The organism is Pseudoalteromonas sp. S8-8, assembly GCF_000497875.1.
Lineage (GTDB): Bacteria > Pseudomonadota > Gammaproteobacteria > Enterobacterales > Alteromonadaceae > Pseudoalteromonas > Pseudoalteromonas arctica.
Genome location: NZ_AUTR01000035.1, coordinates 127,087 through 151,111 on the forward strand (window position 1 = coordinate 127,087; position 24,025 = coordinate 151,111).

Annotated in this window: 24 protein-coding genes; 10 read left to right on the plus strand and 14 right to left on the minus strand. The window is 39.8% G+C overall.

Annotated features, from left to right (window positions below):
- Nucleotides 1-30 precede the first annotated feature (30 nt).
- From dnaG to rsmD, 4 genes are all read right to left on the minus strand, one after another.
- Complete coding sequence (gene dnaG, locus L659_RS0111370) at nt 31-1,782, minus strand: DNA primase (RefSeq protein ID WP_007586534.1); 1,752 nt, start codon at nt 1,780-1,782, stop codon at nt 31-33.
- A gap of 244 nt (nt 1,783-2,026) precedes the next feature.
- Complete coding sequence (locus L659_RS0111375) at nt 2,027-2,473, minus strand: GatB/YqeY domain-containing protein (RefSeq protein ID WP_024590610.1); 447 nt, start codon at nt 2,471-2,473, stop codon at nt 2,027-2,029.
- A 19-nt stretch (nt 2,474-2,492) separates the two neighbouring features.
- On the minus strand, nt 2,493-2,708 hold the full coding sequence (gene rpsU, locus L659_RS0111380) for a 30S ribosomal protein S21 (protein ID WP_002957797.1): 216 nt from the start codon (nt 2,706-2,708) through the stop codon (nt 2,493-2,495).
- A gap of 145 nt (nt 2,709-2,853) precedes the next feature.
- Nucleotides 2,854-3,459: a 16S rRNA (guanine(966)-N(2))-methyltransferase RsmD gene (gene rsmD / locus L659_RS0111385; protein ID WP_007586536.1), complete on the minus strand. Its 606-nt coding sequence runs from the start codon at nt 3,457-3,459 to the stop codon at nt 2,854-2,856.
- Between the two features lie 228 nt (nt 3,460-3,687).
- Between rsmD and ftsY the strand changes: the two genes are divergently transcribed.
- The 4 genes from ftsY (at nt 3,688) to rpoH (ending at nt 8,725) form a co-directional block, all read left to right on the plus strand.
- On the plus strand, nt 3,688-5,799 hold the full coding sequence (gene ftsY, locus L659_RS1000000123425) for a signal recognition particle-docking protein FtsY (protein WP_442960112.1): 2,112 nt from the start codon (nt 3,688-3,690) through the stop codon (nt 5,797-5,799).
- 87 nt (nt 5,800-5,886) lie between these two features.
- On the plus strand, nt 5,887-6,564 hold the full coding sequence (gene ftsE, locus L659_RS0111395) for a cell division ATP-binding protein FtsE (protein WP_007582842.1): 678 nt from the start codon (nt 5,887-5,889) through the stop codon (nt 6,562-6,564).
- Complete coding sequence (gene ftsX / locus L659_RS0111400) at nt 6,561-7,547, plus strand: permease-like cell division protein FtsX (RefSeq protein WP_024590612.1); 987 nt, start codon at nt 6,561-6,563, stop codon at nt 7,545-7,547. Before ftsE ends, ftsX begins: the two co-directional genes overlap by 4 nt.
- Nucleotides 7,548-7,861: 314 nt before the next feature.
- A complete protein-coding gene (gene rpoH / locus L659_RS0111405; RefSeq protein WP_007582838.1) occupies nt 7,862-8,725 on the plus strand; it encodes an RNA polymerase sigma factor RpoH in 864 nt (287 codons plus the stop codon).
- Between the two features lie 179 nt (nt 8,726-8,904).
- On the opposite strand, the gene L659_RS0111415 is transcribed toward rpoH, so the two are convergent.
- Genes L659_RS0111415 through gpmM form a run of 4 tightly spaced genes read right to left on the minus strand, consistent with a single transcriptional unit; the run spans nt 8,905 to nt 13,703 of the window.
- The gene (locus L659_RS0111415; RefSeq protein ID WP_024590613.1) at nt 8,905-9,666 is read right to left on the minus strand and encodes a divergent polysaccharide deacetylase family protein; all 762 of its coding nucleotides are present in this window, start codon (nt 9,664-9,666) and stop codon (nt 8,905-8,907) included.
- Nucleotides 9,667-9,715: 49 nt separating this feature from the next.
- Nucleotides 9,716-10,981, minus strand: coding sequence for a S41 family peptidase (locus tag L659_RS0111420; protein ID WP_024590614.1), 1,266 nt, complete (start codon nt 10,979-10,981; stop codon nt 9,716-9,718).
- Between the two features lie 34 nt (nt 10,982-11,015).
- Nucleotides 11,016-12,155 (minus strand): murein hydrolase activator EnvC family protein, encoded by a 1,140-nt coding sequence (locus L659_RS0111425; protein WP_024590615.1) that lies wholly within the window; start codon nt 12,153-12,155, stop codon nt 11,016-11,018.
- A gap of 3 nt (nt 12,156-12,158) precedes the next feature.
- Nucleotides 12,159-13,703 carry a 2,3-bisphosphoglycerate-independent phosphoglycerate mutase gene (gpmM, locus tag L659_RS0111430; RefSeq protein ID WP_007582830.1) on the minus strand — a complete coding sequence of 515 codons (1,545 nt, stop codon included), beginning with the start codon at nt 13,701-13,703 and terminating at the stop codon, nt 12,159-12,161.
- 603 nt (nt 13,704-14,306) lie between these two features.
- On the opposite strand from gpmM, the gene L659_RS0111435 reads away from it, so the two are divergent.
- The 4 genes from L659_RS0111435 to gpsA are packed head-to-tail and all read left to right on the plus strand — an operon-like array spanning nt 14,307 to nt 16,558.
- Nucleotides 14,307-14,738 carry a rhodanese-like domain-containing protein gene (locus L659_RS0111435; protein WP_002957784.1) on the plus strand — a complete coding sequence of 144 codons (432 nt, stop codon included), beginning with the start codon at nt 14,307-14,309 and terminating at the stop codon, nt 14,736-14,738.
- Nucleotides 14,739-14,769: 31 nt separating this feature from the next.
- Nucleotides 14,770-15,027 (plus strand): glutaredoxin 3, encoded by a 258-nt coding sequence (gene grxC / locus L659_RS0111440; protein WP_002957783.1) that lies wholly within the window; start codon nt 14,770-14,772, stop codon nt 15,025-15,027.
- Nucleotides 15,028-15,061: 34 nt separating this feature from the next.
- Complete coding sequence (secB, locus tag L659_RS0111445; RefSeq protein WP_024590616.1) at nt 15,062-15,547, plus strand: protein-export chaperone SecB; 486 nt, start codon at nt 15,062-15,064, stop codon at nt 15,545-15,547.
- Between the two features lie 3 nt (nt 15,548-15,550).
- Nucleotides 15,551-16,558, plus strand: a complete 1,008-nt coding sequence (gpsA, locus tag L659_RS0111450; RefSeq protein WP_007582822.1) for an NAD(P)H-dependent glycerol-3-phosphate dehydrogenase — start codon at nt 15,551-15,553, stop codon at nt 16,556-16,558.
- 69 nt (nt 16,559-16,627) lie between these two features.
- Here the strand turns inward: gpsA and trmL are convergent, their stop codons facing one another.
- A complete protein-coding gene (gene trmL / locus L659_RS0111455) occupies nt 16,628-17,092 on the minus strand; it encodes a tRNA (uridine(34)/cytosine(34)/5-carboxymethylaminomethyluridine(34)-2'-O)-methyltransferase TrmL (RefSeq protein WP_007582820.1) in 465 nt (154 codons plus the stop codon).
- A 161-nt stretch (nt 17,093-17,253) separates the two neighbouring features.
- Here trmL and L659_RS0111460 point away from each other — a divergent pair, with 161 nt between their 5' ends.
- Entirely contained in the window at nt 17,254-18,120 is an 867-nt protein-coding gene (locus tag L659_RS0111460; RefSeq protein WP_081709160.1) for a cation diffusion facilitator family transporter, read from the plus strand.
- Here L659_RS0111460 and L659_RS0111465 read toward each other — a convergent pair.
- The 3 genes from L659_RS0111465 to L659_RS0111475 are packed head-to-tail and all read right to left on the minus strand — an operon-like array spanning nt 18,080 to nt 21,113.
- Nucleotides 18,080-19,027 carry an alpha/beta fold hydrolase gene (locus tag L659_RS0111465; protein WP_007586153.1) on the minus strand — a complete coding sequence of 316 codons (948 nt, stop codon included), beginning with the start codon at nt 19,025-19,027 and terminating at the stop codon, nt 18,080-18,082. The genes L659_RS0111460 and L659_RS0111465 overlap by 41 nt on opposite strands.
- A gap of 3 nt (nt 19,028-19,030) precedes the next feature.
- Nucleotides 19,031-20,446 (minus strand): ATP-binding protein, encoded by a 1,416-nt coding sequence (locus tag L659_RS0111470; protein ID WP_024590618.1) that lies wholly within the window; start codon nt 20,444-20,446, stop codon nt 19,031-19,033.
- Nucleotides 20,424-21,113, minus strand: a complete 690-nt coding sequence (locus L659_RS0111475) for a response regulator (protein ID WP_007586150.1) — start codon at nt 21,111-21,113, stop codon at nt 20,424-20,426. The genes L659_RS0111470 and L659_RS0111475 overlap by 23 nt, the downstream gene beginning before the upstream one ends.
- 165 nt (nt 21,114-21,278) lie before the next feature.
- Here L659_RS0111475 and L659_RS0111480 point away from each other — a divergent pair, with 165 nt between their 5' ends.
- Entirely contained in the window at nt 21,279-21,767 is a 489-nt protein-coding gene (locus tag L659_RS0111480) for a periplasmic heavy metal sensor (protein ID WP_007586148.1), read from the plus strand.
- Nucleotides 21,768-22,001: 234 nt separating this feature from the next.
- Here the strand turns inward: L659_RS0111480 and yacG are convergent, their stop codons facing one another.
- Together yacG and pilB are read right to left on the minus strand one after the other, a co-directional pair.
- Complete coding sequence (yacG, locus tag L659_RS0111485; RefSeq protein WP_007586146.1) at nt 22,002-22,232, minus strand: DNA gyrase inhibitor YacG; 231 nt, start codon at nt 22,230-22,232, stop codon at nt 22,002-22,004.
- A 114-nt stretch (nt 22,233-22,346) separates the two neighbouring features.
- Entirely contained in the window at nt 22,347-24,023 is a 1,677-nt protein-coding gene (gene pilB / locus L659_RS0111490; RefSeq protein WP_024590619.1) for a type IV-A pilus assembly ATPase PilB, read from the minus strand.
- Nucleotides 24,024-24,025: the final 2 nt, after the last annotated feature.

Consider the following 24,025-nt stretch of genomic DNA (forward strand, 5'->3'; position numbering starts at 1 on the left):
GCACAGTATAACAGTTTAAATCAATTTTGACTAGCTGTTAGTGGCTTTTAACGCTGTCATTAACAAATGACACTCAAGTCTTTCGTCGCTACTAAGGCCTTGAGTCTTGTCCTTTATTAATAGGGTCTCGAGTCGATAATTTAAACACTGATCTTCAATAAACTTGAAAGTATTTTTAAAAACCGTCTCTAAACGCTCTTCATTTATGTCGTGTTGCCACGTTGCAAGCTTGATTAAGGGCTCGTAATCTTCAGTTCCTCTAAAAAATTCGAGTAGTTGCGCTGTGGTAATGCTTTCTTTTTCTAAAGCTTGCTCTTGTAAGCGTAATAATAGCCCTATACCAGCAATATTCATTTGTGCGAGTTCAGGCAAATATGGCACATTTTTAGCCAAATTAGGATGTTGAATTAAAATACCAATCGCTTGACGCATTGGTGTTATTTTAAACTTACGTTCAATCGAATGCTGTTGCTTTGGCGTTTTTAAACGGTTATTTAATTGCTCACGTGTTCTTCCGATTAAACGCCCTAACTGTTCAAGAATGTTTTCTTGATAAAATTCACTTGGGATTTTTTCAATGAGTGGAAGTGCTGCACTGAGTAATTTAGCTTTTCCTGAGTCGAGTGTTAAATCAACTTCTTGGCTTAATTTATTAAACAATACTTTGGTAAAGTCATCTGCTTGGCTTAGGCGCAATTCGAATTGCTCCTTACCTTCTTTTTGTACAAGAGAGTCAGGGTCTTCGCCATCGGGTAAAAAAGTAAATTGCAGTGCTTTACCGTCATTTAAATAAGGAAGTGCGTTTTCAAGCGCCCTCCAAGCTGCATCACGGCCAGCTCTGTCGCCATCGTAACAACAGATTACTTTATCTGTTGTTCTAAACAGCGTATGCATGTGCTCGCTTGTTGTTGCGGTACCTAGCGATGCAACGGCATATTCAATCCCTTGCTCGGCTAGGGCAACAACATCCATGTAACCTTCAACAACCATTACATGCTCAAGCTTTTTATGGGCTTGCTTTGCTTCATAAAGTCCGTAAAGCTCAAAGCCTTTATGAAAAATTCGGGTCTCTGGCGAGTTTAAATATTTTGGCCCTTGGTCGGCTTGCATTACACGCCCACCAAATGCAATAACGCGTCCGCGTTTATCGCGAATAGGAAACATTAATCGGTCGCGGAAAAAATCAAATTGTCTGCCTGGTGTTTTTTCTGAAGCTAGCTTTAATTCAACTAATTGCTCTTTTTGTTCTTTATTGCGGCCAAGCTGAAGACATAATCCATCCCATTCGCTGGGAGCGTAGCCAATCATAAACTTTTTAACTGTTTCACCACTTAAACCACGGCCTTTTACATATTCAATAACGGCGGCAGAATTACTGTGGTGTTTTAATTGGTGCTGATAAAAGCGCGCAGTATGAAGCATTAAATCGTAATCAGAGCGCTTTTGCGCAGCAGTACGTTCTGGTGCTGAGTTTGTGCCTTGTTCTCGAGGTACTTCTAAGTTAAGCATGCTTGCTATTTCTTCAATAGCATCTACAAACTCAAGCTTTTCATACTCCATTACAAACGAAATAGCATTACCATTAGCGCCACAACCAAAGCAATGATAAAACTGTTTGTCTTGCGATACCGTAAATGAGGGCGATTTTTCGTTATGGAATGGGCAACAAGCTTGATAATCCTTACCTGCTTTTTTTAGACCTACTTTTGAGTCTATCAGGTCGACAATATCGGTTCTGGCAAGTAAATCGTCTATAAAGTTACGTGGGATCTTTCCAGCCATTAGTAAAATACAGTCCTGAAATAATAAGAAGAATAACGAATATGAAATTTACTTTTTTATACTTGCTTGATGCAAAGTATAGCGTGCTTTAACTTACCAAAATGATAGCAAAATAAATAGGGAAGCTATAAAAAATTTCATTTTAAAGTAACCTAGTAGGTGTACTTTTTATTAAAGTTAAAAACAAAGAAACCGAGCGCAAGGCTCGGTTCACTTCAATCATACTTTAATGTATGTGGGAGTATTAGGCAGTTAATCGTTGCTTAATTAAACCAGAGATTTTGCCCATATCGGCACGACCTTCGGCTTTGCTTTTGATTATACCCATTACTTTACCCATGTCTTGCATACCTGCTGCGTTAGTATCAGCAATAGCCGCATCAATGAGAGCAATGATTTCTTCTTCACTCAATTTTTGAGGTAAGAAAGTTTCAAGTGCTACTATTTCATTGGCTTCAATATCAGCTAAATCATCACGCCCAGCATCTTTGTACTGAGTGTAAGAGTCACGACGTTGTTTAACAAGCTTCACTATAACGGAGGTAATACCTGCGTCGTCTAGTTCTATGCGCTCGTCAATTTCACGTTGCTTGATTGCAGCAAGTACCATACGAATAGGGTTAAGACGTAATTTGTCTTTAGCTCTCATCGCATCTTTTTGCGCATCTTTTAGCGTTATTAAAAGGCTCATTTATACAAGACCTAATATATTAGTATAATTTAACGCGACGTGCGTTATCACGAGAAAGTTTTTTCATGTGACGTTTTACTGCAGCAGCTTTTTTACGCTTACGCTCAGCTGTTGGTTTTTCATAGTGCTCGCGACGACGAACTTCTGAAAGGATTCCTGCTTTTTCACATGAACGCTTGAAGCGACGAAGTGCTACGTCAAACGGTTCGTTCTCTCTTACTTTAATTACTGGCATTAAAAATTCACCTACCTAAATTATGAGCGTTGCTCAAGTTGATCAAACATTGATCAAGTGGTTCAAAAATGGTGCGGTATTGTAATCCGAAGCAACACCACATGTAAAGGACAATATTAACAGAAACGCATCATGTAAAACAGTATTAATTTGCTTGGCGCTGGTAGAGTTTGCAAAACACTTGGCCTGCCTTTTTTTCTTTAATTAACAACCAGTTGCTCGGGTTCTTGAAGGTGGTTAACTCTGTTTCTACTTCAACATAAATTAATGCATCATCGCTTAACCATTGGTTTTTTTCTAATAAATCGCAGGTTGTTTGCGCTAAATCTTTACGAAATGGTGGGTCAACAAATACAAGATTAAACGCTTCGTTTGTGTTTTTTTGCTCTAAAAAGGAGAGTGAATTAGTATGTTTAACGTATGCGTTGTCGAGCTTTAAAGTGCTAATGTTTTGTTCTAATTGCTTGGCAGCTGACGAGTCGAGCTCGATAAATGTGGCGTTTTTTGCAAATCGAGATAGCGCTTCAAATCCTAACCCACCAGAACCTGCAAAACAATCAAGTACATTTGTGTCACGCGTATCTTGCATTAGCCAATTAAATACAGTTTCTTTAATTCGATCGGTAGTAGGTCTTAAGCCTTCTACATTTTTAACAGGGAGTTTTCGGCCTCGAAATTGGCCACTAATCACTCTAATAAAGCCATCACTGGGCTTGTTAGTAGCTTTATTTTGCGTTGTTTTTTTTCTCATTTAGCTCACTAAAAAATGGTATATGGTATCTAGCTCAGATAATATTATGGGTGATTACGTGTAGCTTCATTTTTCAACCGTATTAAAAGTGTTACTATTGAACACTTACGTTTTGAATGGTTGTATTTATTAGCAACTATTGCTGGGCATTGCCAAGCTATTTCAAATTTTAGTTTATCAGATTTTTATAAGTGGTTATTAGCAAGTATGACAAAAAAAAGTAAATTCATGTCGTGGCTCGGTTTTGGCAAGTCAGATAAAAAAGAAGCAGAGCAAAAAGCAGCCGCTGATAAACAACAAGCATTAGCGCAAGAAGAAGCGCAGAAGCTAGAGCAAGAAAAGCTTGCGCAGCAGGCTGAAACTGAACGTTTAAAAGCAGAGGCCGAAACAGAGCGCTTAGAGCAGGAGCGTATTGCTGCTGAACAAATTGAAGCTAAACGTTTAGAGCAAGAAAAGCTAGCACAGGAGCAAGCTGAAGCTGAACGTCTAAAAGCAGAAGCCGAAACAGAGCGCTTAGAGCAGGAGCGTATTGCTGCTGAAAAAATTGAAGCTAAACGTTTAGAGCAAGAAAAGCTAGCACAGGAGCAAGCTGAAGCTGAACGTTTAAAAGCAGAGGCTGAAACAGAGCGCTTAGAGCAGGAGCGTATTGCTTCTGAACAAATTGAAGCAAAACGTTTAGAGCAAGAGCGTGCTGAAAACGCAGAAAAGATTGCAATTGAGCAGGCCAATGCTGAATTACTTGCAAAACAACAAGCTGATGCAGAAGCGCAAAGACAAGAACATGCACAACGTTTAGCCGATCAAGAAACGCAGATGCTGTTAGAGCAAGAGCGATTGGCTGCAGAAAAGGTAGAGGCTGAGCGACTAGAGCAAATACGCCTTGAAAAAAAGGATGAAGCTGTAAAGGCTGAAAAGCTTGCAATAGAGCAAGCGAATGCTGAGTTATTAGCAAAAGAACAAGCAGATGCTGAAGCACAAAGACAAGAGCAAGCAAAACGTTTAGCAGAACAAGAAGCGCAAATGCGTTTAGAGCAAGAACGTATTGCTGCTGACAAAGTTGAAAATGAACGTTTAGAACAAGAACGTATTGCGGCTGAAAAAGCAGAAAACGAGCGTTTAGAGCAAGAGCGCATTGCGGCTGAAAAAGCAGAAAACGAGCGTTTAGAACAAGAGCGCATTGCAGCTGAAAAAGCAGAAAATGAACGTTTAGAGCAAGAACGCATTGCTTTAGAAAAAGCAGAAAATGAGCGTTTAGAGCAAGAGCGCATTGCTTTAGAAAAAGCAGAAAAAGAACGCTTAGAGCAAGAACGCATTGCTGCTGAAAAAGCAGAAAATGAGCTTTTAGAACAAGAACGTATCACAGCAGAACTTGCAATTGAAGAAGCTAAAAAAGCAGAAAAGCCGAAAAAAGAAGGGTTTTTCTCTCGCCTTAAAAAGGGCTTGTTAAAAACTCGCGTTAATATAGGTTCTGGCTTTGCATCTATTTTTAGTGGTAAAAAAATAGATGACGAATTATTTGAAGATCTTGAAACACAGCTGCTTACCGCCGATTTAGGCGTTGATACCACCATGAAGTTGATTGATAGCTTAACTGATGCTGCAAACCGTAAGCAGTTAAAAGATGGTGATGCGCTTTATGAGTTAATGAAACAAGAAATGGCGGCGATGCTAAAAACGGCTGAACAGCCTTTAGTAATTACCAAAGATAAAAAGCCATTTGTTATTTTAATGGTGGGCGTAAATGGCGTTGGTAAAACAACGACTATTGGTAAGATGGCTAAGCAATTTCAAAGCGAAGGTAAGTCGGTTATGCTGGCTGCTGGCGATACGTTTAGAGCGGCTGCTGTTGAGCAACTTCAGGTTTGGGGTGAACGTAACAGCATTCCTGTTATTGCACAGCATACGGGTGCAGATAGTGCATCGGTTGTTTTTGATGCATTCCAAGCTGCAAAAGCACGTAATATAGATGTGTTAATTGCAGATACAGCGGGTCGCTTGCAAAATAAAGATAACTTAATGCAGGAGCTTGAAAAAATAGCTCGTGTTATGAAAAAAATTGATCCTGATGCGCCGCACGAAGTGATGCTAACCATTGATGCTGGCACAGGTCAAAATGCAATTAGCCAAGTGAACTTATTTAATCAATGCGTTGGTTTAACTGGTATTACGCTTTCAAAACTTGATGGAACTGCAAAGGGTGGTGTTATTTTTGCGGTTGCAGATAAGTTTAATATTCCAATTCGTTACATTGGTGTTGGTGAAGGTATTGATGATTTACGCGCTTTTAAAAGCGATGACTTTATTGATGCGTTATTTAGCCAAGATGAGGACGACGTTTAATTTACCAAAAGAGGGAGCTTGCTCCCTTTTTAATTGCGAGGAATACCAATTTTATTAGTAAACTAATTGAATTGGCATAATAAAAAGATGATAAATTTTCAGCAAGTAAGTAAGACTTATCCTGGAGGGCACCGCGCCCTCGAAAAAGTTAATTTTCATGTTAAACCGGGTGAACTTGCCTTTTTAACCGGCCACAGTGGTGCGGGTAAAAGTACGTTGCTTAAGTTAATTAGCTTAATGGAACGCCCATCGGCAGGCAGTGTATTTATCAACGGTGTTGATTTAAATAAAGTAAACTCGCGTCAAATTCCTTATGCTCGCCGTGATATAGGTATTATTTTTCAAAACCACCGTTTACTAGAGCGCTATACCATTTTTGATAACGTGGCACTGCCTCTTATTATTGAGGGTACTCACCATAAGCAAATAGCTAAACGTGTTCATGGTGCGCTTGATAAAGTAGGCCTGATAGACAAAATAAAATGTCATCCGTCTATGCTCTCTGGAGGCGAGCAGCAACGTGTTGGTATTGCCAGAGCAATTGTAAACTCTCCGCCAATTTTGTTAGCCGATGAGCCTACAGGTAACCTAGACCCTGAGCTTTCAATGGAAATCCTAAAGCTGTTTGAGGACTTTAATAAACACGGCACCACTGTTCTTATAGCGACGCATGACTTAGGTTTGGTTGCACGTATGAAGTACCGCAGTCTAACCTTAAAAGATGGCCGCATGCTTCAAGATCCGCTCGCTGAGGGAGCACTATGAGTTTACTTTTTAAAAGTCGTCAAAATAGTAACGACAAGCAAAAAAAATCAGTATTAGCTGGCGGTTATTTTTTCATTATTAATATTTTTCGCCAAGGTGTTCATAGCTTAGGTGAAATGTGGCGTACGCCGCTTGCATCTATGATGACTATTGCTGTACTTGGTTTGAGCCTAACGTTACCTGCAACACTTTATCTTGTTGTTAAAAACGTCCAGCAAGTCAGTAGTGGTTTTGAAGAAGCGAGTGAAATATCGTTGTTTGTAAAAGAAAGTATGAACGAGCAAGAAACGCAAACATTAGTAAAGCGTTTAGCACTTTATCCAGAAGTGGAAAGCGTTGAATTTATATCAAAGCAAAAAGCACTAACAGAATTTAAAGACGTATCTGGCTTTGGGCAAGCTTTAGAGTACTTAGATAAAAACCCATTACCTGATGTGGTACTTGTTACTCCTACAAAACGTCACAGACACCCAAATGCGGCTAAAGTACTGCTAACTAAATTAGAAAATGAACGTGAAGTTGATTTTGGTAAGCTCGATATAGCGTGGCTAGAGCGTTTAAATGCATTACTAGATTTACTGAAAGAAAGTGTAATAACCATCGCATTATTACTGCTTACCTCAGTGACGCTTATTATTGGTAACACCATCCGTTTGTCGATCATGGATAAAAAAGAAGAAATACAAGTAATGAAGCTAGTCGGCGCAACTAACACCTTTATACATGCCCCATTTTTGTGGACCGGTATTTGGTATGGTGTAATAGGTGGTTTATTTGCCTTTATATGCGTAGGACTAATGATGTGGTGGCTTTCAAGCGCTGTGAGCAGTGTAGCGGGGGTGTATCAAACAAGCTTCTCGTTAATTGGATTATCGCTTAATGAGCTCGGCTTTTTAGTGTTGCTTGCAACAAGCTTAGGATTTGTGGGCTCGTACCTTTCTGTAAATCGATATATTAAAGAAATAGAACCCGATAAAGTATAAAAAATCCTGCAAACTATAAGTGAACCAACCCAGCTTGATATGCGTATCGTATCGGACTGGGTTGTACCTCCTGTTATTAAAACTGTCATATTTATGTACTATCCTCCCATGAAGTAATGAGTTGTAAATAAGGTGATGCAGCGAGGTTAACCTGCTGCAGCCCCTCAATTCATCACTTATTCAGTCGCTTGTAGTAGACTAAACACATACTAAAAACTGCTTGATTTATACTTTAAAAAAGTTTTAAATTGGGGTTAGCACTCTTAAAGAAAGAGTGCTAAGATAGTTTCAAATGTTTATCACCGAGGTGAAAAATGAGTAAAGATTTATACGCAATGGCACTTACAGTCGGACAACAAAGCGCAAGCATGGACGGTTACCTTCAAGCGGTAAGCACTATTCCTATGCTTAAAGTTGAACAAGAGCAAGAACTTGCTAAAAAGCTTCAGGAAGAAGGTGATCTTAGTGCTGCCAAGCAACTCATTATGTCGCATTTACGCTTTGTAGCACATATTGCTAAAGGCTACTCGGGATACGGCTTACCACAAGCTGACCTTATTCAAGAAGGTAATATAGGCCTGATGAAAGCGGTTAAACGTTTTGACCCTACAGTGGGTGTACGTTTAGTATCGTTTGCAGTGCATTGGATTAAAGCCGAAATTCATGAGTTTGTGCTTAAAAATTGGCGCATAGTTAAAGTTGCAACCACTAAAGCGCAACGTAAATTGTTTTTTAATCTTCGTAAAAACAAAAAGCGTTTAGGTTGGTTTAATCAAGCTGAGGTTAGTACCGTTGCTAGCGAGCTAGGTGTGAGTGAAAAAGAAGTACGTGAAATGGAATCGCGCATGAGCGGCCAAGACATGGGCTTTGACCTAACGGGCGACGATAACGACGACGCACCGACAAGCACGTACTCTCCAGTACAATATTTAACAGATGGCGCAGCTGATTTAGCTGACGACGTTGAACAAGAGCAGTGGAAAGAGCAAGCGCATACTCGTTTATTTAGCGCACTTAAAACACTAGACGAACGTTCACAAGATATTGTTAGCGCACGTTGGTTGTCGGATGATAAAGCGACTCTTCAAGAGCTTGCACAAAAGTACAGTGTATCTGCTGAACGTGTTCGCCAGCTTGAAAAAACAGCGATGAAAAAGTTACAAAGTGCTATGAGCTAATATTGCTTAAGCAGCAAATTTAAAAAGCCCTGTATGAAAATACGGGGCTTTTTGCTTTCGCGTAAGTTGGTTTGAGCGAAGCGAAACCCAACGATAAAATATCCTATCAAGTAATACCGATGCGCTGCATATTGAATGGTTAGTTTATCATTTGGATATAGCATTATTTAAAGCTTATATCATCTAGCACTAATCCCTTTACCCTCAGCCTGCGCCAACTGAATGTATTTACGCTCAACCAGCTGCGAAACCGGCACGAGTTCAAAGCCTTGATCTATTAACTGGGGTAACGCTTCACGCAAGAAATCAATTGTTTCTGGATAGGGGTGAGCAATTGCAATGGCAAAGCTATGGGTAGTGGCTAGTTGTTTTAATTCTTCAAGTCTTAGCTGGAGTTGTTCTGGTGTAGTTATATTGTCTAAGAACACTTGGCGACTAATATTGGCAACACCTAAAAAGTTAGCAGCATTTTGTGCTTGGCTTAAATCGGTTGTGCGGCTATCTAAAAAATATAAATGGCGCTTTTTAAGTACTTCCATTGTCCACTTCATAGCTTGGCTTTGCTGCGTAAGCGCTGAGCCCATGTGGTTATTAACGCCTTTAACTTGCGGTAAACTAGCGAGAGCTGTTCCGAGAGTTTGCTGAAGCTGCTCTTTATTCATATTTAAAGTAAGCGCGCCAGGTCCGAGTTCTTTACCGTTAAGTGCCTGCATAGGTACATGAAGTAATAACTCTTTGTTTGATTGACTAGCAAGCGTTGCAAAAATTTGCGAATAAGGGGTATGGGGCAAAATTGAATACGACAATTGCCCTGGTAAGGAAAGGAATTCTAAGTCCCGTTGATGATAGCCTATATCGTCTATCACTATTGCTATTTGTTTGGCGCTAATTGTTGCTGAGCTAAAACAAATAGCTAATATTAGCCATTTTATTATTTTCACGTTTATAGTTTTTATTATCTTTTTAGCTTTGTTTAACAGCTTATACAAGTTACTGCATGCTGAGTAATTGTTTTGCTTTAACTAACTGTAAGTCGGCTAAGTTACCAGTAAGTAATTGCGCGTTACTGTTAGTGTGTTCATTTTTTATTATAACGGCTTTATTACTTTGTGAAAGGTTTGTTTGATTAACCGCCACATCTGGGGTTATTCCTATTCCATCAATCGATTTACCTAGCGGCGTAAAGTATTTAGCTGTGGTGAGCTTTAATGCAGTGTTGCCGTCACCTAGAGGAATGAGCGATTGTACAGAACCCTTCCCAAAAGATTGACTGCCAACAACGGTTGCTCGTTTATTATCTTTTAGCGCTGCTGCAAGTATTTCGGCTGCAGAGGCTGAGTTTTCGTTTATAAGCACAACAATGGGGGCATTTTTTAGAATGTCTCCACGCTTTGCATAAAATGCTTGGTTGGCATCGTAAAAACGTCCTTTAGTCGTCACTATAGTACCACTTTGTAAAAATAGGTCTGATACCGCTACTGCGCTTTGTAATGTACCCCCTGGGTTATCACGTAAATCAATTACTAAGCCTTTAAGTGGGTAACCAAAGTGGCTTTGCAGGGCAGCAACTTGCAGAGCAACCTCATGTAATGTGTGGTTAGAGAAGTTATTGATAGCTATATAACCAGTACCAAAATCTAGAAGTTCGCTTGTTACGCTTTCGAGGTTTATTTGGCGGCGTGCTACATGAAACGTGAGTGGGTTTTTATTGTTATCACGACTTATAATTAGGTCTATATTTGAAAATTTACTGTCTCTTATTAGTGTTGCTACTTCATCGATTGTAAGGTTTTGGGCTGCTTGGTTGTTTACACTTACAATAATATCGCCTGGCAAAATACCCGCTGCTTTTGCGGGGGAGTTATTAACCACATTAACAATAGTCATATTCTCGTCGATATTTTTAACCTCAATACCGATACCGGTGTAACGTCCATTTGTGTTATCAAATAATGAGGTTAGTTCGTGCTCATTTAAGTACTTAGAGTAAGAGTCGAGCTTTGAATATAAACGCTCAAACTGTTGGCTATTATATTTAATGTGGTGGCTATTTTGTAAGGTGAGATCTTCAACATAGTAGGCATGAATGTTAAAGAGTATTTCGTCTATTTGTTGTCTTTTAAGATCTTTAATCGAGCTTGCTAGTGCGTTACTAGAAAAAGCGATTAAGGTTAGTAATACAAGCAAATACAGACTTATATAAAAGCCTGTATTTTTTTGATCAATGGTAATTACTACAGTTTTTTTAGTTGTCATCAGCTGCTCCAGAGCGGTGCAGCGATTTATTTAATTAAATGCGTTTGCACCATTTTACAGGATTTACTGCGCGTCCTTTGTGGCGTATTTCAAAGTATAGACCAGAACTAGCTTGTCCGCCGCTTTGGCCAACTAAAGCAAGGATTTCGCCTTCGCGTACCATGTCGCCTACATCTCTTAGCAGTGTTTGGGCATGACCATATAGGCTCATAAAACCTTCACCATGGTCTACAACAATTACCCAACCATAGCCCTTTAGCCAATCGGCAAATACAACTTGGCCGTTATGTACACTATTAATATTAGTGCCTTCTTTTGCACCAATTAATACGCCTTTCCAATCAATACCACCATGTTTACGTTGGCCGAATGTGTGCTCTAACTTGCCTTTGCTCGGCCAGTCTAATTTGCCTTTGTTTTTATTTAGGCCCAGTAATTCAATTTTCTGTGTTTTTTCTTTTTCGAGCTCTTCAATTGTTGCTACCAAAGTTTGTTGGTTTTCTTTTAAATAGTTTATTGAACTTTTGGTGCTGTTGAGCTGAGCTTGTAAATTTTTAAGATTAGCTTGGCGTTCACTTTGTGCATTAAGCAATGCAGTTTGACGTCTTTTTTGCTCATCAAATAAAAGCGCTAGTTTTTCTTGTGTTTTAACAAGCTCTTTTTGGTTTTGTACTATTTGCTTTTGAAGGTCTTTTAGATCTTCAATTTGTTCAATACGGGCTTTATTTAAGTAGTTGTAATAACTAAGTGTGCGCTCAAATTTTGCAGTGTCTTCTTGATTTAACAGCATTTTAGAGTAGTCGTCGCCACCGGCCATATAGGCGCTTTTAAGTTGCGCGGCTAAAATTTTCTGAAATTGAGTGTGCTTTTTATCGAGCTCATCGGCTTTATTTTGTAGCTCTTTTTGCTGTGTTTTAGTTTCTTTTACTGATTGCTCTGCCATGTTAAGTGCTTTAGCATTTTTAGCTATATCGAGTTCATGGCTTTTTAGGTTTTTTTGTAGCGACGCTATTTTTTTTCTTTGGGTGTTATACTCAGCTTGGCTTTGCTCAAGTGCATTTTGAACTTCTGATAAGTCTTTTTTAGTACGATCCTCATTAGCAACTGCAGATGCAGTCACTAATGAAGTTAGTATTAAACCGCACTTAATTAACCGGTTAATACGTCTATTCATGTGTCATTTCAACATCATGATAGGCGTACCAGTCATTTCGCTTGGTTGCTCCATGCCCATTAAGTGAAGCATTGTAGGGGCTACATCGCTTAATGCCTTACCTTGCATAGGCTCTGCATCGCGACCAACATAAATAAAATGTACAGGTTCACTAGTGTGAGCAGTATGCGCTTGGCCTGTTTTAAGATCAGCCATTTGCTCAGCATTACCATGATCGGCTGTTATTAGTGCTTCACCACCAAACTCTTCAAGTGCATCAACAACACGGCCGATACAGCTATCTACAGCTTCACAAGCTTTAACAGCAGCTTCAAATACACCTGAGTGACCAACCATATCGCCGTTAGGGTAGTTACAAATAATAGCATCGTATTTACCGCTTTTAATTGCTGCTACTAGCTTGTCGGTTAGCATTTCTGAGTTCATTTCAGGTTGTAAGTCATAGGTTGCAACTTGCGGCGAAGGAATTAGCTCGCGTGTTTCGCCTTTAAATTCACTTTCGCGCCCGCCACTAAAGAAAAACGTAACGTGTGCGTACTTTTCGGTTTCTGAAATGCGAAGCTGTGTTTTGTTATTTTTTTCAAACCACTCACCAAGTACGTTTACTAACGGTGTTGAACCAAAGGCAATAGGTGCATCTATATCGGCTGCATACTCTGTCATCATTACAAATGCACTAAGCTCTGGCGTTCTTTTTCTTGCGAATCCATCAAAATCAGGCTCAACAAAAGCGCGAGTAATTTCGCGGGCTCTATCTGCTCTAAAGTTGGCAAAAATTAGAGTGTCGCCATCGTTTATTGAAGCAGGAGCGGCGCCTGTTGGTGTAATGGTTGTAGCGGCCACAAATTCGTCGTTTTCGTCGCGTTCGTACGCTGCATTAAGTGCCTCTACGCCGTTATCAAAATTAAAGTCACCTTCAGCTAATGCAATTACGTTGTACGCTTTTTCTACGCGGTTCCAACGGTTGTCTCTGTCCATTGCGTAGTAGCGGCCAATAAGTGACGCCAAACGACCGCATTTAAGTTCGCTAAATAACGCTTCAATACGTTCGATTGACGCTTTAGCACTACGTGGAGGTGTATCGCGGCCATCTAAAAAGCCATGAAAGTAAACTTCTTTAGCGCCACGTTTTGCAGCAAGTTTTATGCTAGCAACTATGTGGTCTTCATGGCTATGCACACCACCTGGGCTTAAAAGACCCATTATGTGAACTGCTTTTCCTGCACTTACCGCTTTATCTATGTTTTCAACTAAGGCTGGGGTTGAATCAAATTCGCCATCGTTAATTGCTTTAGTGATACGGGTAAAATCTTGATAAACAATGCGACCAGCCCCCAAGTTCACATGGCCAACTTCTGAGTTACCCATTTGACCATCAGGAAGACCAACATCTAAACCCGAAGCTGATATTAATGTGTGTGGCCGTGTGGCCCATAAATTGTCTAATACCGGTGTGTTAGCTGCAAGAATAGCATTACTTTGCGTATCTTCGCGGTATCCCCAACCGTCTAAAATCATTAATACCAGTGGTTTTTTATGCTCTGTCATAATAGCTCCTGAAAATTAGTATCTGTTGATGGATACTGTGCACCTAAAAGGTTTATTAGCGTGGTTTTAGCATACCGTGTTTTTAAGCTAGGATCAGCATTGAAAACAAGATATTAAATTTTTTCACTTATACCTCATTGACTAACCTGAACTCTGCTTGAGATAGATTTATTATCAAGAGTTCTTGTTAACTATATATGGGGGGCTTTATCGTTTTTTAAACGTCTCTAAGTGCTCCTAAACTCGCATTTTAGGTTGGTTTGGGTATACTTGCGTGGCTAAAGTACAAAATCCTTAAAATATTAGGGCGTGTTGCACTTTGGTGGTTGAATTTGCAGCAGTATGTTTGGTTTTTAGGCAAGGCAGAGCCTATGAAGTGTGGTTACTCCCCATAAATAGGCGATAACGTAGCATAAATACCAAACATACGCTGCCCGTTGGGTTCTTTCTAGGGACTATTACCTCTTTGTTGCTCGGTTTTTACTTAGCCCACTAGGTTACAAATCTCGCGCCGCGATTTAATCGCCCCTAGATTGAACAAATTTCAATCCACAAAGGCCAACACGCCCTAGGTTTAAAACATAATTTCATAGTGGAAGTAGAATGGATCAATATATTGAATTTATTACAAATCATCCCATTTTAAGCCTTGCTTGGGTTGGTATTGTTTTCCTTATTGTTAGTGGCTGGATAAAGAGTAAGCTTTCAGCTGTTCGTCAAATAAATCCTCAGCAGCTTACGTTACTTATTAACCGTGATGACGGTCAAGTAATCGATATACGTGCGCAAAAAGAGTTTAATGCAGGGCGTATTTCTGGTGCTGAGCACTTAAGCCCAGAGAATGCGAAAAAATCTGACTTTTCAAGCCTTGAAAAGTACAAGACTAAACCCATTATAGTTGTATGTACTACAGGTATGACTGCCCAAGGTACTGCAGCCGCTATGAGTAAAGCTGGTTTTGAACGAGTTTACTTATTAGCAGGTGGCATGGGTGCGTGGCAATCTGCCAGCTTACCAACTACAACAGGTCGCTAATCAGTTTAGCTAGGCCGATAGAGGATTTATTATGAGTAATGTTGTTTTATACACCAAGGCGTATTGTCCATTTTGTCAGCGTGCTCTTTCGCTTTTAAACAGCAAAGGCGTTGAATACACAAATTATGATATTGGTGTACAGCCTGAGCTACGCGATGAAATGATTGCCAAAGCAGGTGGTGCAAGCACAGTACCGCAAATTTTTATTAATGATGAACATATCGGTGGCTGCGACGACATGATGGCTATTGAAGCGCAAGGTAAACTTGACGCTAAGCTAAACGCTTAATTTAATTATAATAACGAACAAGTTAGGAATAACAATGAACGAAGAAAATCAAAACGTAGCAGCTGCACAAGACGGCGCACAATTTACTATTCAACGTATTTACACTAAAGACGTATCGTTTGAAACGCCAAACTCTCCGGCCATTTTTCAAAAAGAATGGACGCCAGAAGTTAAGCTAGACCTAGATACACGCTCTAATAAACTAGACGAAGGTGTATTTGAAGTTGTTTTAGCGCTAACTGTAACCGCTTCTCTTGGTGAAGAAACTGCGTTCTTATGTGAAATTCAACAAGCAGGTATTTTTACTATTGCTGAAGTTGAAGAAGTGCAACTTGCGCACATGCTAGGTGCATTTTGTCCTAACGTGTTGTTCCCATATGCACGTGAAGCTGTTTCAAACCTTGTTAACCGTGGTACTTTCCCACAGCTTAACCTTGCGCCAGTTAATTTTGATGCGTTATTTTCACAATACATGCAACAACGTACTGCGCAAGCTGACCAGGCTTCAGCAGACGCATAACTTATGAGTACAGCAACTACAGCTGTTACTGTATTAGGGGCGGGGTCTTACGGCACCGCCCTTGCTATTTGTTTAGCCCGAAATGGTCACCACGTGACACTTTGGGGAAGAAATAGCGACGACGTTGCCACGCTTGCAGCTGAGCGGAAAAATCAACGTTACTTACCTGATGCTCCTTTTCCAGATACTCTTACTCTTGAAGCTAACTTACAACATGCCGTTGCTAGCAGCGCTATTGTACTTGTTGTTGTGCCAAGTCATGCTTTTGGCGACACACTTGCCCAGATAAAACCTGCATTGCAAGACGGTGCCAAAGTAGCGTGGGCAACTAAAGGGCTTGAGCCTAATACTGGACGTTTGTTACAAGAAGTGGCTTTGCAAGAATTGGGTGATGATATTCCACTTGCGGTACTGTCGGGTCCTACGTTTGCAAAAGAAATGGCGATGGGTTCACCTACAGCTATTTCAGTGTCTTCTACGTCACCTGAATTTGCTCAGCAGCTTGCTGATTTACTTCATTGTGGTCGCTCATTCCGTGTGTATAACAATGATGATTTTATTGGTATACAACTCGGTGGTGCGGTTAAGAATGTAATTGCCATTGGTGCCGGTATTTCGGACGGTGTTGGTTTTGGCGCTAATGCGCGTACCGCACTTATCACCCGAGGCCTTGCAGAGCTTACTCGTTTAGGTTGCGCTCTTGGTGCTAAGCCAGAAACCTTCATGGGGATGGCAGGCCTTGGCGATTTAATACTAACGTGTACAGATAACCAATCACGTAATCGTCGATTTGGTTTAGCGTTAGGTAAAGGCGAAAGCGTTGATGCTGCTATTGAATCAATTGGTCAAGTAGTTGAAGGCTTTAGAAATACCAAAGAAGTGTATTTATTAGCGCAGCGTAGCGGTGTAGAAATGCCGATTACCGAGCAAATTTATAAAGTGCTTTATGAAAATAAAGATATGAAAGAAGCTGCAATGGCGCTATTAGGCCGAGAGCAACGTTCTGAATAATTTTATAAGGGTTTATAAAACTAAAAAACCGACATTATGTCGGTTTTTTGTTGTTTAGCTCAAAGCTATTTACTGCGCGTTAGGAAAACCCAACTGGCGCCACGACTCGTAAACAAACACGGCTACTGCGTTTGATAGGTTCATGCTGCGGCTATTGGCTTGCATAGGAATACGTACACGCTGCTCTTTTGGCAGTGCTTGGATCATATCGTCAGGCAGGCCGCGAGTTTCTGGGCCAAATACCAAGCAGTCACCCGCTTCGTAACTTGCTTCATGGTGAAACTGACTACCTTTGGTTGTACATGCATATATTTTTTTTGGTTTACATTTTTCAAGGTAATCTTCAAATGAGGCATGGCGTTGAACATGACTAAATTCATGATAATCAAGTCCTGCACGTTTCACGCGCTTATCGTCCCACTCAAAACCTAGCGGCTCAATTAAATGTAATGCATAGCCGGTATTGGCACATAGGCGAATAATATTACCAGTGTTAGGCGGTATTTCAGGTTGGTATAAAACAATATCCAGCATAATGAGCCTTATAAAATAATCTGTAGTTTGACGACGGGCAGTATACACGAAACCTTTTAAAAAAATGATATACTCACACTATTGAGTACTCCTAATTATCGGATTAAAACGTGCATAACCGTAGCTACGAATTTTGGGTTAAAACTTCAAGCATTGTTACCATGGTAATGGTTAGTTTAATGATTGGCGCAAAAACATGGGCATGGCTGGCTTCTGGCTCTGCCTCAATGCTTGGCTCGTTAACTGATTCGTTAATGGATATTACTGCCACCGCCATGAGTTTTTTAGTGTTAGGTTACGCACTGCGCCCAGCAGATGATGACCATAGATTTGGACACGGAAAAGCTGAAGCACTTGCTGGACTTGGGCAAGCCGCGTTTATTGCAGGCTCAGGTTGCCTACTTGCTTTTCATGGTATTGAGCGATTATTTAACCCTATACAGTTAAGCCATTCTTTATTAGGTGTGTGGGTAAGTATTTTTGCTATTGCGTGCACGCTCGTCATTGTATTTGTACAAAACAAGGTGGTTAAATACACCGATTCAATTGCTATAAAAGCCGACTCAGTACATTACAAAGGTGATTTAATATTAAATGCCGCTGTGCTATTAGCTATTTTGTTAGCTTATTATGGTGTGTTGTATGCCGATCCTGTTTTTGCGATAGGTGTAGCGGGTTACTTACTTTATAACAGCTGGGATATTGCTCGCGATAGTGCCGATCATTTAATGGATAAAGAACTGCCAGATGATGAAAAGCAAAGCATATTTGATATAGCCAGAGCCCATGCTGATGTACATGGTGTGCATGATATTCGCACGCGCCAAGGCGGAAAAGTTAAGTTTATCCAAATGCACTTAGAGCTTGATGATCATTTAAGTTTGATTCGCGCACATAACGTAGCTGATGAAGTAGAGGCAATGCTTAAAGAACGCTTTGAGTCTGAGGTAGATATACTGATCCACCTCGACCCTTTGTCGGTACTTATTAAGCCGTCACCGACTCACAAAACTGATACAAGCTTTTAAGCAATGGCTGGCGTATTTCATCACGTTCAAAAAACAGCTCGTGTTTAGCGCCTTCAAAGCTTTTAAGTACCGTGTTTACGTGCCTGTTTGCTAATTTATATTGGGCATTGTTATCAACCACTTCGTCGTTTTGCGCACTGGCAATATAAAGTGGAATAGTCACGCTTAAGTTATCCACAGAAGTTATAAATGCAAACGTCGCATTTAGCCAGCCGTAAGTAACACCGCCGAGCTGTAGTAATGGCTCTTCTTGATATGTTTGCCTAAATAGCTCGTAACGCACTGGGCTGCTGGTTAATACATTTGTAGCAAACTCATCGGGTATGTAATCGGTTTGCCCTAGTGCGTAATTGTCTTTTTGACCCAAAAGGGTTGCAGTACTTGCTATTAATTTAGCTAAAGGCTTTGGTGTGTTTTTTGTATAAATATCAAGCATAGGCGCTGATAAAAACGCGCCACTAAAGTTGTGTTCAAAATGCGCAAGATAGTCAAATGCTATGGCGCCGCCCATTGAATGACTCACTAACACCTTTTTACCTTGCCAATGAGTATCCACTATTTGTGTATTAAATAAGTTTAGGTCTGCGCTGTAATCTTTAAATTGATTAACATGGCCTTTGTGCTTATTTAGTAGGTGGCGATAAGAGCGGCCTTGTCCTTGGTGATCGGCTATGAATATGGCAAAATTATTGTTATACAGCTCCCATAACAACTCTTTATATTTATCTAACCCTTCAAGGCGCCCAGAGCTTATTACAATGGCATTTTTGGCTTTATCTGGTATGGCATAAGCATAAAATAATTGCCCGTTAGGTGTATCTAAATAAGCTTTAATTAGCGTGTTTTTATAAAAGTTATTAATTGTTATTTGATTACTCTTAAGCTCACGCTCACTACTATAAAACATGCTTTACTCTTTTATTAATGGCAAGGTTATATTAGCACACAAGCCACCTAGTTCTTTATTTGATAATACTAAACTGCCGCCATGCGCAGTAATAGCATTTTTAGCAATCGCAAGACCTAAACCCGTGCCACCACTTACGCGATCGCGCGCATCTGATTGCCTAAAAAAGGGCTCGCAAAGCTTGCTCAGTTGATCATCTGGCACACCAGAGCCATCGTCACATATTTCTATATAAATGGCATCAGCATGCTTTAGAGTAATGCTAATTGTATTATTTGCGTATTTAATAGCGTTGCGTAATAGGTTTTCAAGCGCACTGGCAATAAGGCCTTCGTCGCAATTAATGTTTACATCTACAGCGCCCACTATATTTAGCTGCTTATTATTTTGTTTTGCTTCAAACTGCGCATCGTTAATAACGTGATCTACAATTATTTGTAATGATTGTTTTTGCAGTGAAAGCGCTTGGCTTTTTGCTTCTAAGCGAGAAACTTGCAGCACGTCGGCAATCATCTTATCGAGTTGGTTAGCTTCTTTTTCTATGCGTAATAAATACGATTGGCTAGCGTCGTTAGCTTGCATTTGTGCAAGACCGGTAGCCATTTTTAAACGCGTAAGGGGCGAGCGTAACTCATGTGATATGTCGGCTAATAAGCGTTTTTGTGAACTAATTAAAAGCTCTAACTGATTAGCCATGCTGTTAAAATCTCGCCCTAGTATTCCTAGCTCATCTTTTCGGTTTACAGAAATGTCGGCTCTTGCGCTTAGGTTACCCGCTGATAGTTTAATTGCCGCTTTTTTAAGACTATTTATAGGGGCTATTAAGTTCCGGCTAAATACAAAGCTTAAAATAAGAGAGGCAACAATTGCGATGACTATTTTCATCCAATTAGGCATTAGCTTAAAGCGCATTATTAGCGGTGGTTGATGGTTAATATCTATTTCATAAAGATAAAAACTCCCTTCAGGCACGTTTATATTAACAGGGCCAAAGGCTTGATATTTTTCAGTGAAAATAATTTGCGGTGACATATTTTGAGTGAAGTTTAATAAACTTAAGTCGATGCTCTCTGGCACCTCTTTACTACTAAGAGAGTCCTCGCTTTGAGCTGCGCTTAAATATAAAAGTTTACGCTTTGATAGGCGAGGGTGTACTAATACTTCGCTTAGGCTGCGCTTATGTTTAATAGCAGTGCGCTCAATACTTTTGGCGGTGTATATTAGGTTTTTTTTCATCGGGCCATAAAGTGGCTCGTTAGATACCGCATTAATAGCGGTTATATTACTTAAAAATATAAGCGCTGCTACGGTGCCGATTATAGTTAACCAAAACCAAATAAATACTTTAAAAAACAGGTAGTGCCCAGGGTGTTTTAACCAAGCAAAGTAAGTGCTTTTATTCGCCTTGGATAAAGACATAACCCGTACCTCGCATTGTTTTAATTCGCTCACCTGGAATATGCTCAGCTATTTTTTTACGGATATTACTTACATGCATATCGATAGAGCGATCAAAAGAAGCTAAACGCCTGCCTAGTACTTCTTCGCTAATTTGCTCTTTACTAACCACTTCGCCTGCATTTTTACACAATAGTGTGAGTATTTCGTACTCTGTACCAGTAAGGGTCAGTGTAGATCCGTCGATTGAGGCCTCTCGCGCAGCAAGGTTAACAGTAATACCATTAACGAGTAACTTACTCGTTGTAGCTGCATTTAAGCTATTAATGTGCTCTATACGGCGTGTTATCGCTTTTACGCGGGCTAGTAATTCACGATGATTAAAAGGCTTTGGTATGTAATCGTCAGCGCCTAGCTCTAGGCCAAAAATACGGTCAAAGTCTTCACCTTTTGCAGTAAGCATTATGACCGGTGTGAGTTTTGTTTGCCTAAGTTGTTTAAGCACTTCAAAACCATCAAGCGTTGGTAGCATTACATCTAGCAATATAAGGGCGTAGTCATTTGCTTGTGCTAGTTTAAGGCCTTGCTCACCGTCGTGTACGCTTTGTATTTCAAACCCTTGGGCAGTTAAATATTCACTTAATAGCTCACAAAGACCAGTATCGTCATCAATCATTAATAGTTTCATTTACAAACCCTTAGAGTTGTTTATAGCGTTATTTTACCCGCTAAATAGTGCAAAGGTGAATCTTTACACAACCTTTACACTGCTTTGCGTTACTTTGCATTGAGTTAGGTATAGTTAACTCACTGGCTTAGCAGCCACAACCAACCCAATATTAAGGTAATGATTATGACTAAATTAAATACACTTTCAAAATTAGTACTTATCTGTGGCTTAGCAACAGCAACGCTTGGTGCTGGTAGCGTATTAGCTAAAGGCGACGGACATAAACAAGGCCATTCTCAAGCTCGCTTTTTACTTTCTGAGCGCGGCGTTGAAAAATTAAGCTTAACAGATGAGCAGCAAACTAAGCTAAAAGCTATTTTTGAAGCGCAAAAAACACAGATGAAAGCGTTGCGTGGCGACGATAAAGAAGCCCGTAAAGCGATGCGTGAAGCGCATAAAGCTAAAATGGATGCGTTACTTTCGGCGGCAACATTTGACGAAAATGCAGCAAAAGAGCTATTAAATGAACGTCATGAAAAAGGTGATCAATTTGGTTTAATTAAACTAAAAACGCAGCACCAAGTAATGCAAGTTCTTAACGCTGAGCAAAAAGAGAAATTTGCTAAAATGCAAAAGCGTATGAATAAAAAGCACAGTAAACAAAAAAGTTAATTATACTTTTTGTAAATACTAAAAAACCAGCTTAATGCTGGTTTTTGCTTTTATACCAATTCGCTTAATTAAGTGATCTATTTTGAGGGAAGAAAATCGTGTCGATAACAAGGCAAAAATTTCGTTATTTAGTTGTTCTATATCAGAAATTTTTAACGCAGTTAACGTCAGATTTAACCCCTCAAATTGATTAAGTATTATTGCGGATTGGTATTAGGGCATAATGAAGATAAATTACTTAAAAAAGTCATCTTCATTTTTAGCCAGCATAGCTTCAATATCTTCAATCATGTCTTGGCTAAACTCTTCTGCGGATGTGATTGGTGCAGAAATTCTGTTATTTTCAAACGACCATTCACCTAAATCAATTAGCTGACAGCGTTTTGAGCAAAAAGGGCGAAATGGGCTTTGCTCTGACCATTCAACTTTAGTTTTACAGGTTGGGCAGTTTACAATAGTAGGCATAATTTACTCTTTACAATCTTTTTCTGCATTTTACATTACTTAGATATGAGTCTCTAGGTATAAGTAAGGCTCTGAATTTAGTGTTCAGAACCTTGTAACTTTTACTATGGACCTTTAAAAATTAGTCACGCGATTAATTTCACCAAGGGATGTAAGGCCATCGGCTGCTTTGCGTAAACCTGATAAACGTAAATTATTAAATCCGGCTTTAAGTGAAACGTCAGCTATTTCAAGCGAGTTACCACCGCGCATAATAATTTGGGCAATTTCAGGGGTAATTTGCATTACTTCGTAAATACCCACTCGGCCTTTATAACCATCGGTACAACTATCACACCCTTTAGGCGTATATAACGTCATTTCTTCAATTTGCTTGGCGCTAAATCCTTGGCGAGCCAGTTCTTCACTCGGAAGTTGTTCTGGCGTTTTACATTTAGGGCATAAACGACGTGCTAAACGCTGGGCTATAATTAAGCTGATCGAACTTGCTACGTTATAAGCCGGCACACCCATATTTAATAAACGGGTGATTGTTTCCGGCGCTGAGTTTGTATGCAATGTTGATAAAACCAAGTGACCTGTTTGCGCCGCTTTTATTGATATTTCTGCGGTTTCTAGGTCACGTATTTCACCTACCATAACTACATCAGGATCTTGACGTAAAAATGCACGCAGTGCATTGGCAAAAGTCATATCGGCTTTAATGTTAATTTGTACTTGGTTTACACCTTCAAGGTTAATCTCAACCGGATCTTCCGCAGTACTAATATTGCGCTCTGGCTGATTTAATATATTTAAACCTGTATATAGCGATACTGTTTTACCAGAACCCGTTGGGCCTGTTACTAGTATCATCCCTTGAGGCTGGGCAAGTGCATCCATATAGAGCTTTTTCTGCTCAGGCTCATATCCTAATACATCAATGCCTAACATAGCGCTTGATGAATCAAGGATACGCATTACTATTTTTTCGCCCCACAAGGTAGGCATGGTACTTACACGAAAGTCGATACTTTTACGTTCAGTAATTTTTAGTTTTATACGACCATCTTGTGGTTTGCGTTTTTCGGCAATATCGAGTCGCGACATTACTTTAATACGCGCAGAAAGCTTGGTTGCTAATGTATTAGGTGGGCTTGCTACTTCATGCAAAATGCCATCAATACGAAAGCGAATACGGTACTTGTGCTCATATGGTTCAAAGTGTAAATCAGAGGCGCCTTTTTTAATGGCATCCATTAAAATTTTGTTGATGTATACGATGATAGGCGCGTCGTCTTTATCATCATCTTGTGGTGCTGTATCTCTTTGACTTTCTGAGTCTAAATCAGCAAATTCCTGAAACTCGTCATCAGTTAAATTTAGGCTGCCAGTAGCATCTAGTAATTGCTCAATTTTGGTATCGAGTTGAATATAATCAACAACAACAATTTCGCATGAAAGACCGGTACTAAACTCAAAGTTTTCGAATGCGCCGTAATCTGTTGGATCTGATGCTGCTATATAAACTTTTCGATCTTTTTGAACAAGCGGCAAAATGTGATGTTTACGTATGAGTTTTTCTTTTACGAGATCGGCTGGGATTTTTGTAGAGTCAAAATCTTTTAAATCAAAATAAGGTACGCGAAACAGATCAATACATTGTTCAGCTAAATCTTTACTATCGATTTTTCCACATTTAGAAATAAGCTCAGCTGTTGAGGCAAATTCATTTTGTTTGTTTTTAACCGTGTCGGCATCAATGCGGCCAAGGGTTATAAATTTTCTCAATAACGGTGAGTTAATATTCATTG

What these genes read in the sequence shown, in the direction of transcription:
- dnaG (WP_007586534.1), bottom strand. Translation starts at nt 1,782, where the DNA reads ATGGCTGGAAAGATCCCACGTAACTTTATAGACGATTTACTTGCCAGA.
- L659_RS0111375 (WP_024590610.1), bottom strand. Translation starts at nt 2,473, where the DNA reads ATGAGCCTTTTAATAACGCTAAAAGATGCGCAAAAAGATGCGATGAGA.
- rpsU (WP_002957797.1), bottom strand. Translation starts at nt 2,708, where the DNA reads ATGCCAGTAATTAAAGTAAGAGAGAACGAACCGTTTGACGTAGCACTT.
- rsmD (WP_007586536.1), bottom strand. Translation starts at nt 3,459, where the DNA reads ATGAGAAAAAAAACAACGCAAAATAAAGCTACTAACAAGCCCAGTGAT.
- ftsY (WP_442960112.1), top strand. Translation starts at nt 3,688, where the DNA reads ATGTCGTGGCTCGGTTTTGGCAAGTCAGATAAAAAAGAAGCAGAGCAA.
- ftsE (WP_007582842.1), top strand. Translation starts at nt 5,887, where the DNA reads ATGATAAATTTTCAGCAAGTAAGTAAGACTTATCCTGGAGGGCACCGC.
- ftsX (WP_024590612.1), top strand. Translation starts at nt 6,561, where the DNA reads ATGAGTTTACTTTTTAAAAGTCGTCAAAATAGTAACGACAAGCAAAAA.
- rpoH (WP_007582838.1), top strand. Translation starts at nt 7,862, where the DNA reads ATGAGTAAAGATTTATACGCAATGGCACTTACAGTCGGACAACAAAGC.
- L659_RS0111420 (WP_024590614.1), bottom strand. Translation starts at nt 10,981, where the DNA reads ATGACAACTAAAAAAACTGTAGTAATTACCATTGATCAAAAAAATACA.
- L659_RS0111425 (WP_024590615.1), bottom strand. Translation starts at nt 12,155, where the DNA reads ATGAATAGACGTATTAACCGGTTAATTAAGTGCGGTTTAATACTAACT.
- gpmM (WP_007582830.1), bottom strand. Translation starts at nt 13,703, where the DNA reads ATGACAGAGCATAAAAAACCACTGGTATTAATGATTTTAGACGGTTGG.
- L659_RS0111435 (WP_002957784.1), top strand. Translation starts at nt 14,307, where the DNA reads ATGGATCAATATATTGAATTTATTACAAATCATCCCATTTTAAGCCTT.
- grxC (WP_002957783.1), top strand. Translation starts at nt 14,770, where the DNA reads ATGAGTAATGTTGTTTTATACACCAAGGCGTATTGTCCATTTTGTCAG.
- secB (WP_024590616.1), top strand. Translation starts at nt 15,062, where the DNA reads ATGAACGAAGAAAATCAAAACGTAGCAGCTGCACAAGACGGCGCACAA.
- gpsA (WP_007582822.1), top strand. Translation starts at nt 15,551, where the DNA reads ATGAGTACAGCAACTACAGCTGTTACTGTATTAGGGGCGGGGTCTTAC.
- trmL (WP_007582820.1), bottom strand. Translation starts at nt 17,092, where the DNA reads ATGCTGGATATTGTTTTATACCAACCTGAAATACCGCCTAACACTGGT.
- L659_RS0111460 (WP_081709160.1), top strand. Translation starts at nt 17,254, where the DNA reads ATGGTAATGGTTAGTTTAATGATTGGCGCAAAAACATGGGCATGGCTG.
- L659_RS0111465 (WP_007586153.1), bottom strand. Translation starts at nt 19,027, where the DNA reads ATGTTTTATAGTAGTGAGCGTGAGCTTAAGAGTAATCAAATAACAATT.
- L659_RS0111470 (WP_024590618.1), bottom strand. Translation starts at nt 20,446, where the DNA reads ATGTCTTTATCCAAGGCGAATAAAAGCACTTACTTTGCTTGGTTAAAA.
- L659_RS0111475 (WP_007586150.1), bottom strand. Translation starts at nt 21,113, where the DNA reads ATGAAACTATTAATGATTGATGACGATACTGGTCTTTGTGAGCTATTA.
- L659_RS0111480 (WP_007586148.1), top strand. Translation starts at nt 21,279, where the DNA reads ATGACTAAATTAAATACACTTTCAAAATTAGTACTTATCTGTGGCTTA.
- yacG (WP_007586146.1), bottom strand. Translation starts at nt 22,232, where the DNA reads ATGCCTACTATTGTAAACTGCCCAACCTGTAAAACTAAAGTTGAATGG.
- pilB (WP_024590619.1), bottom strand. Translation starts at nt 24,023, where the DNA reads ATGAATATTAACTCACCGTTATTGAGAAAATTTATAACCCTTGGCCGC.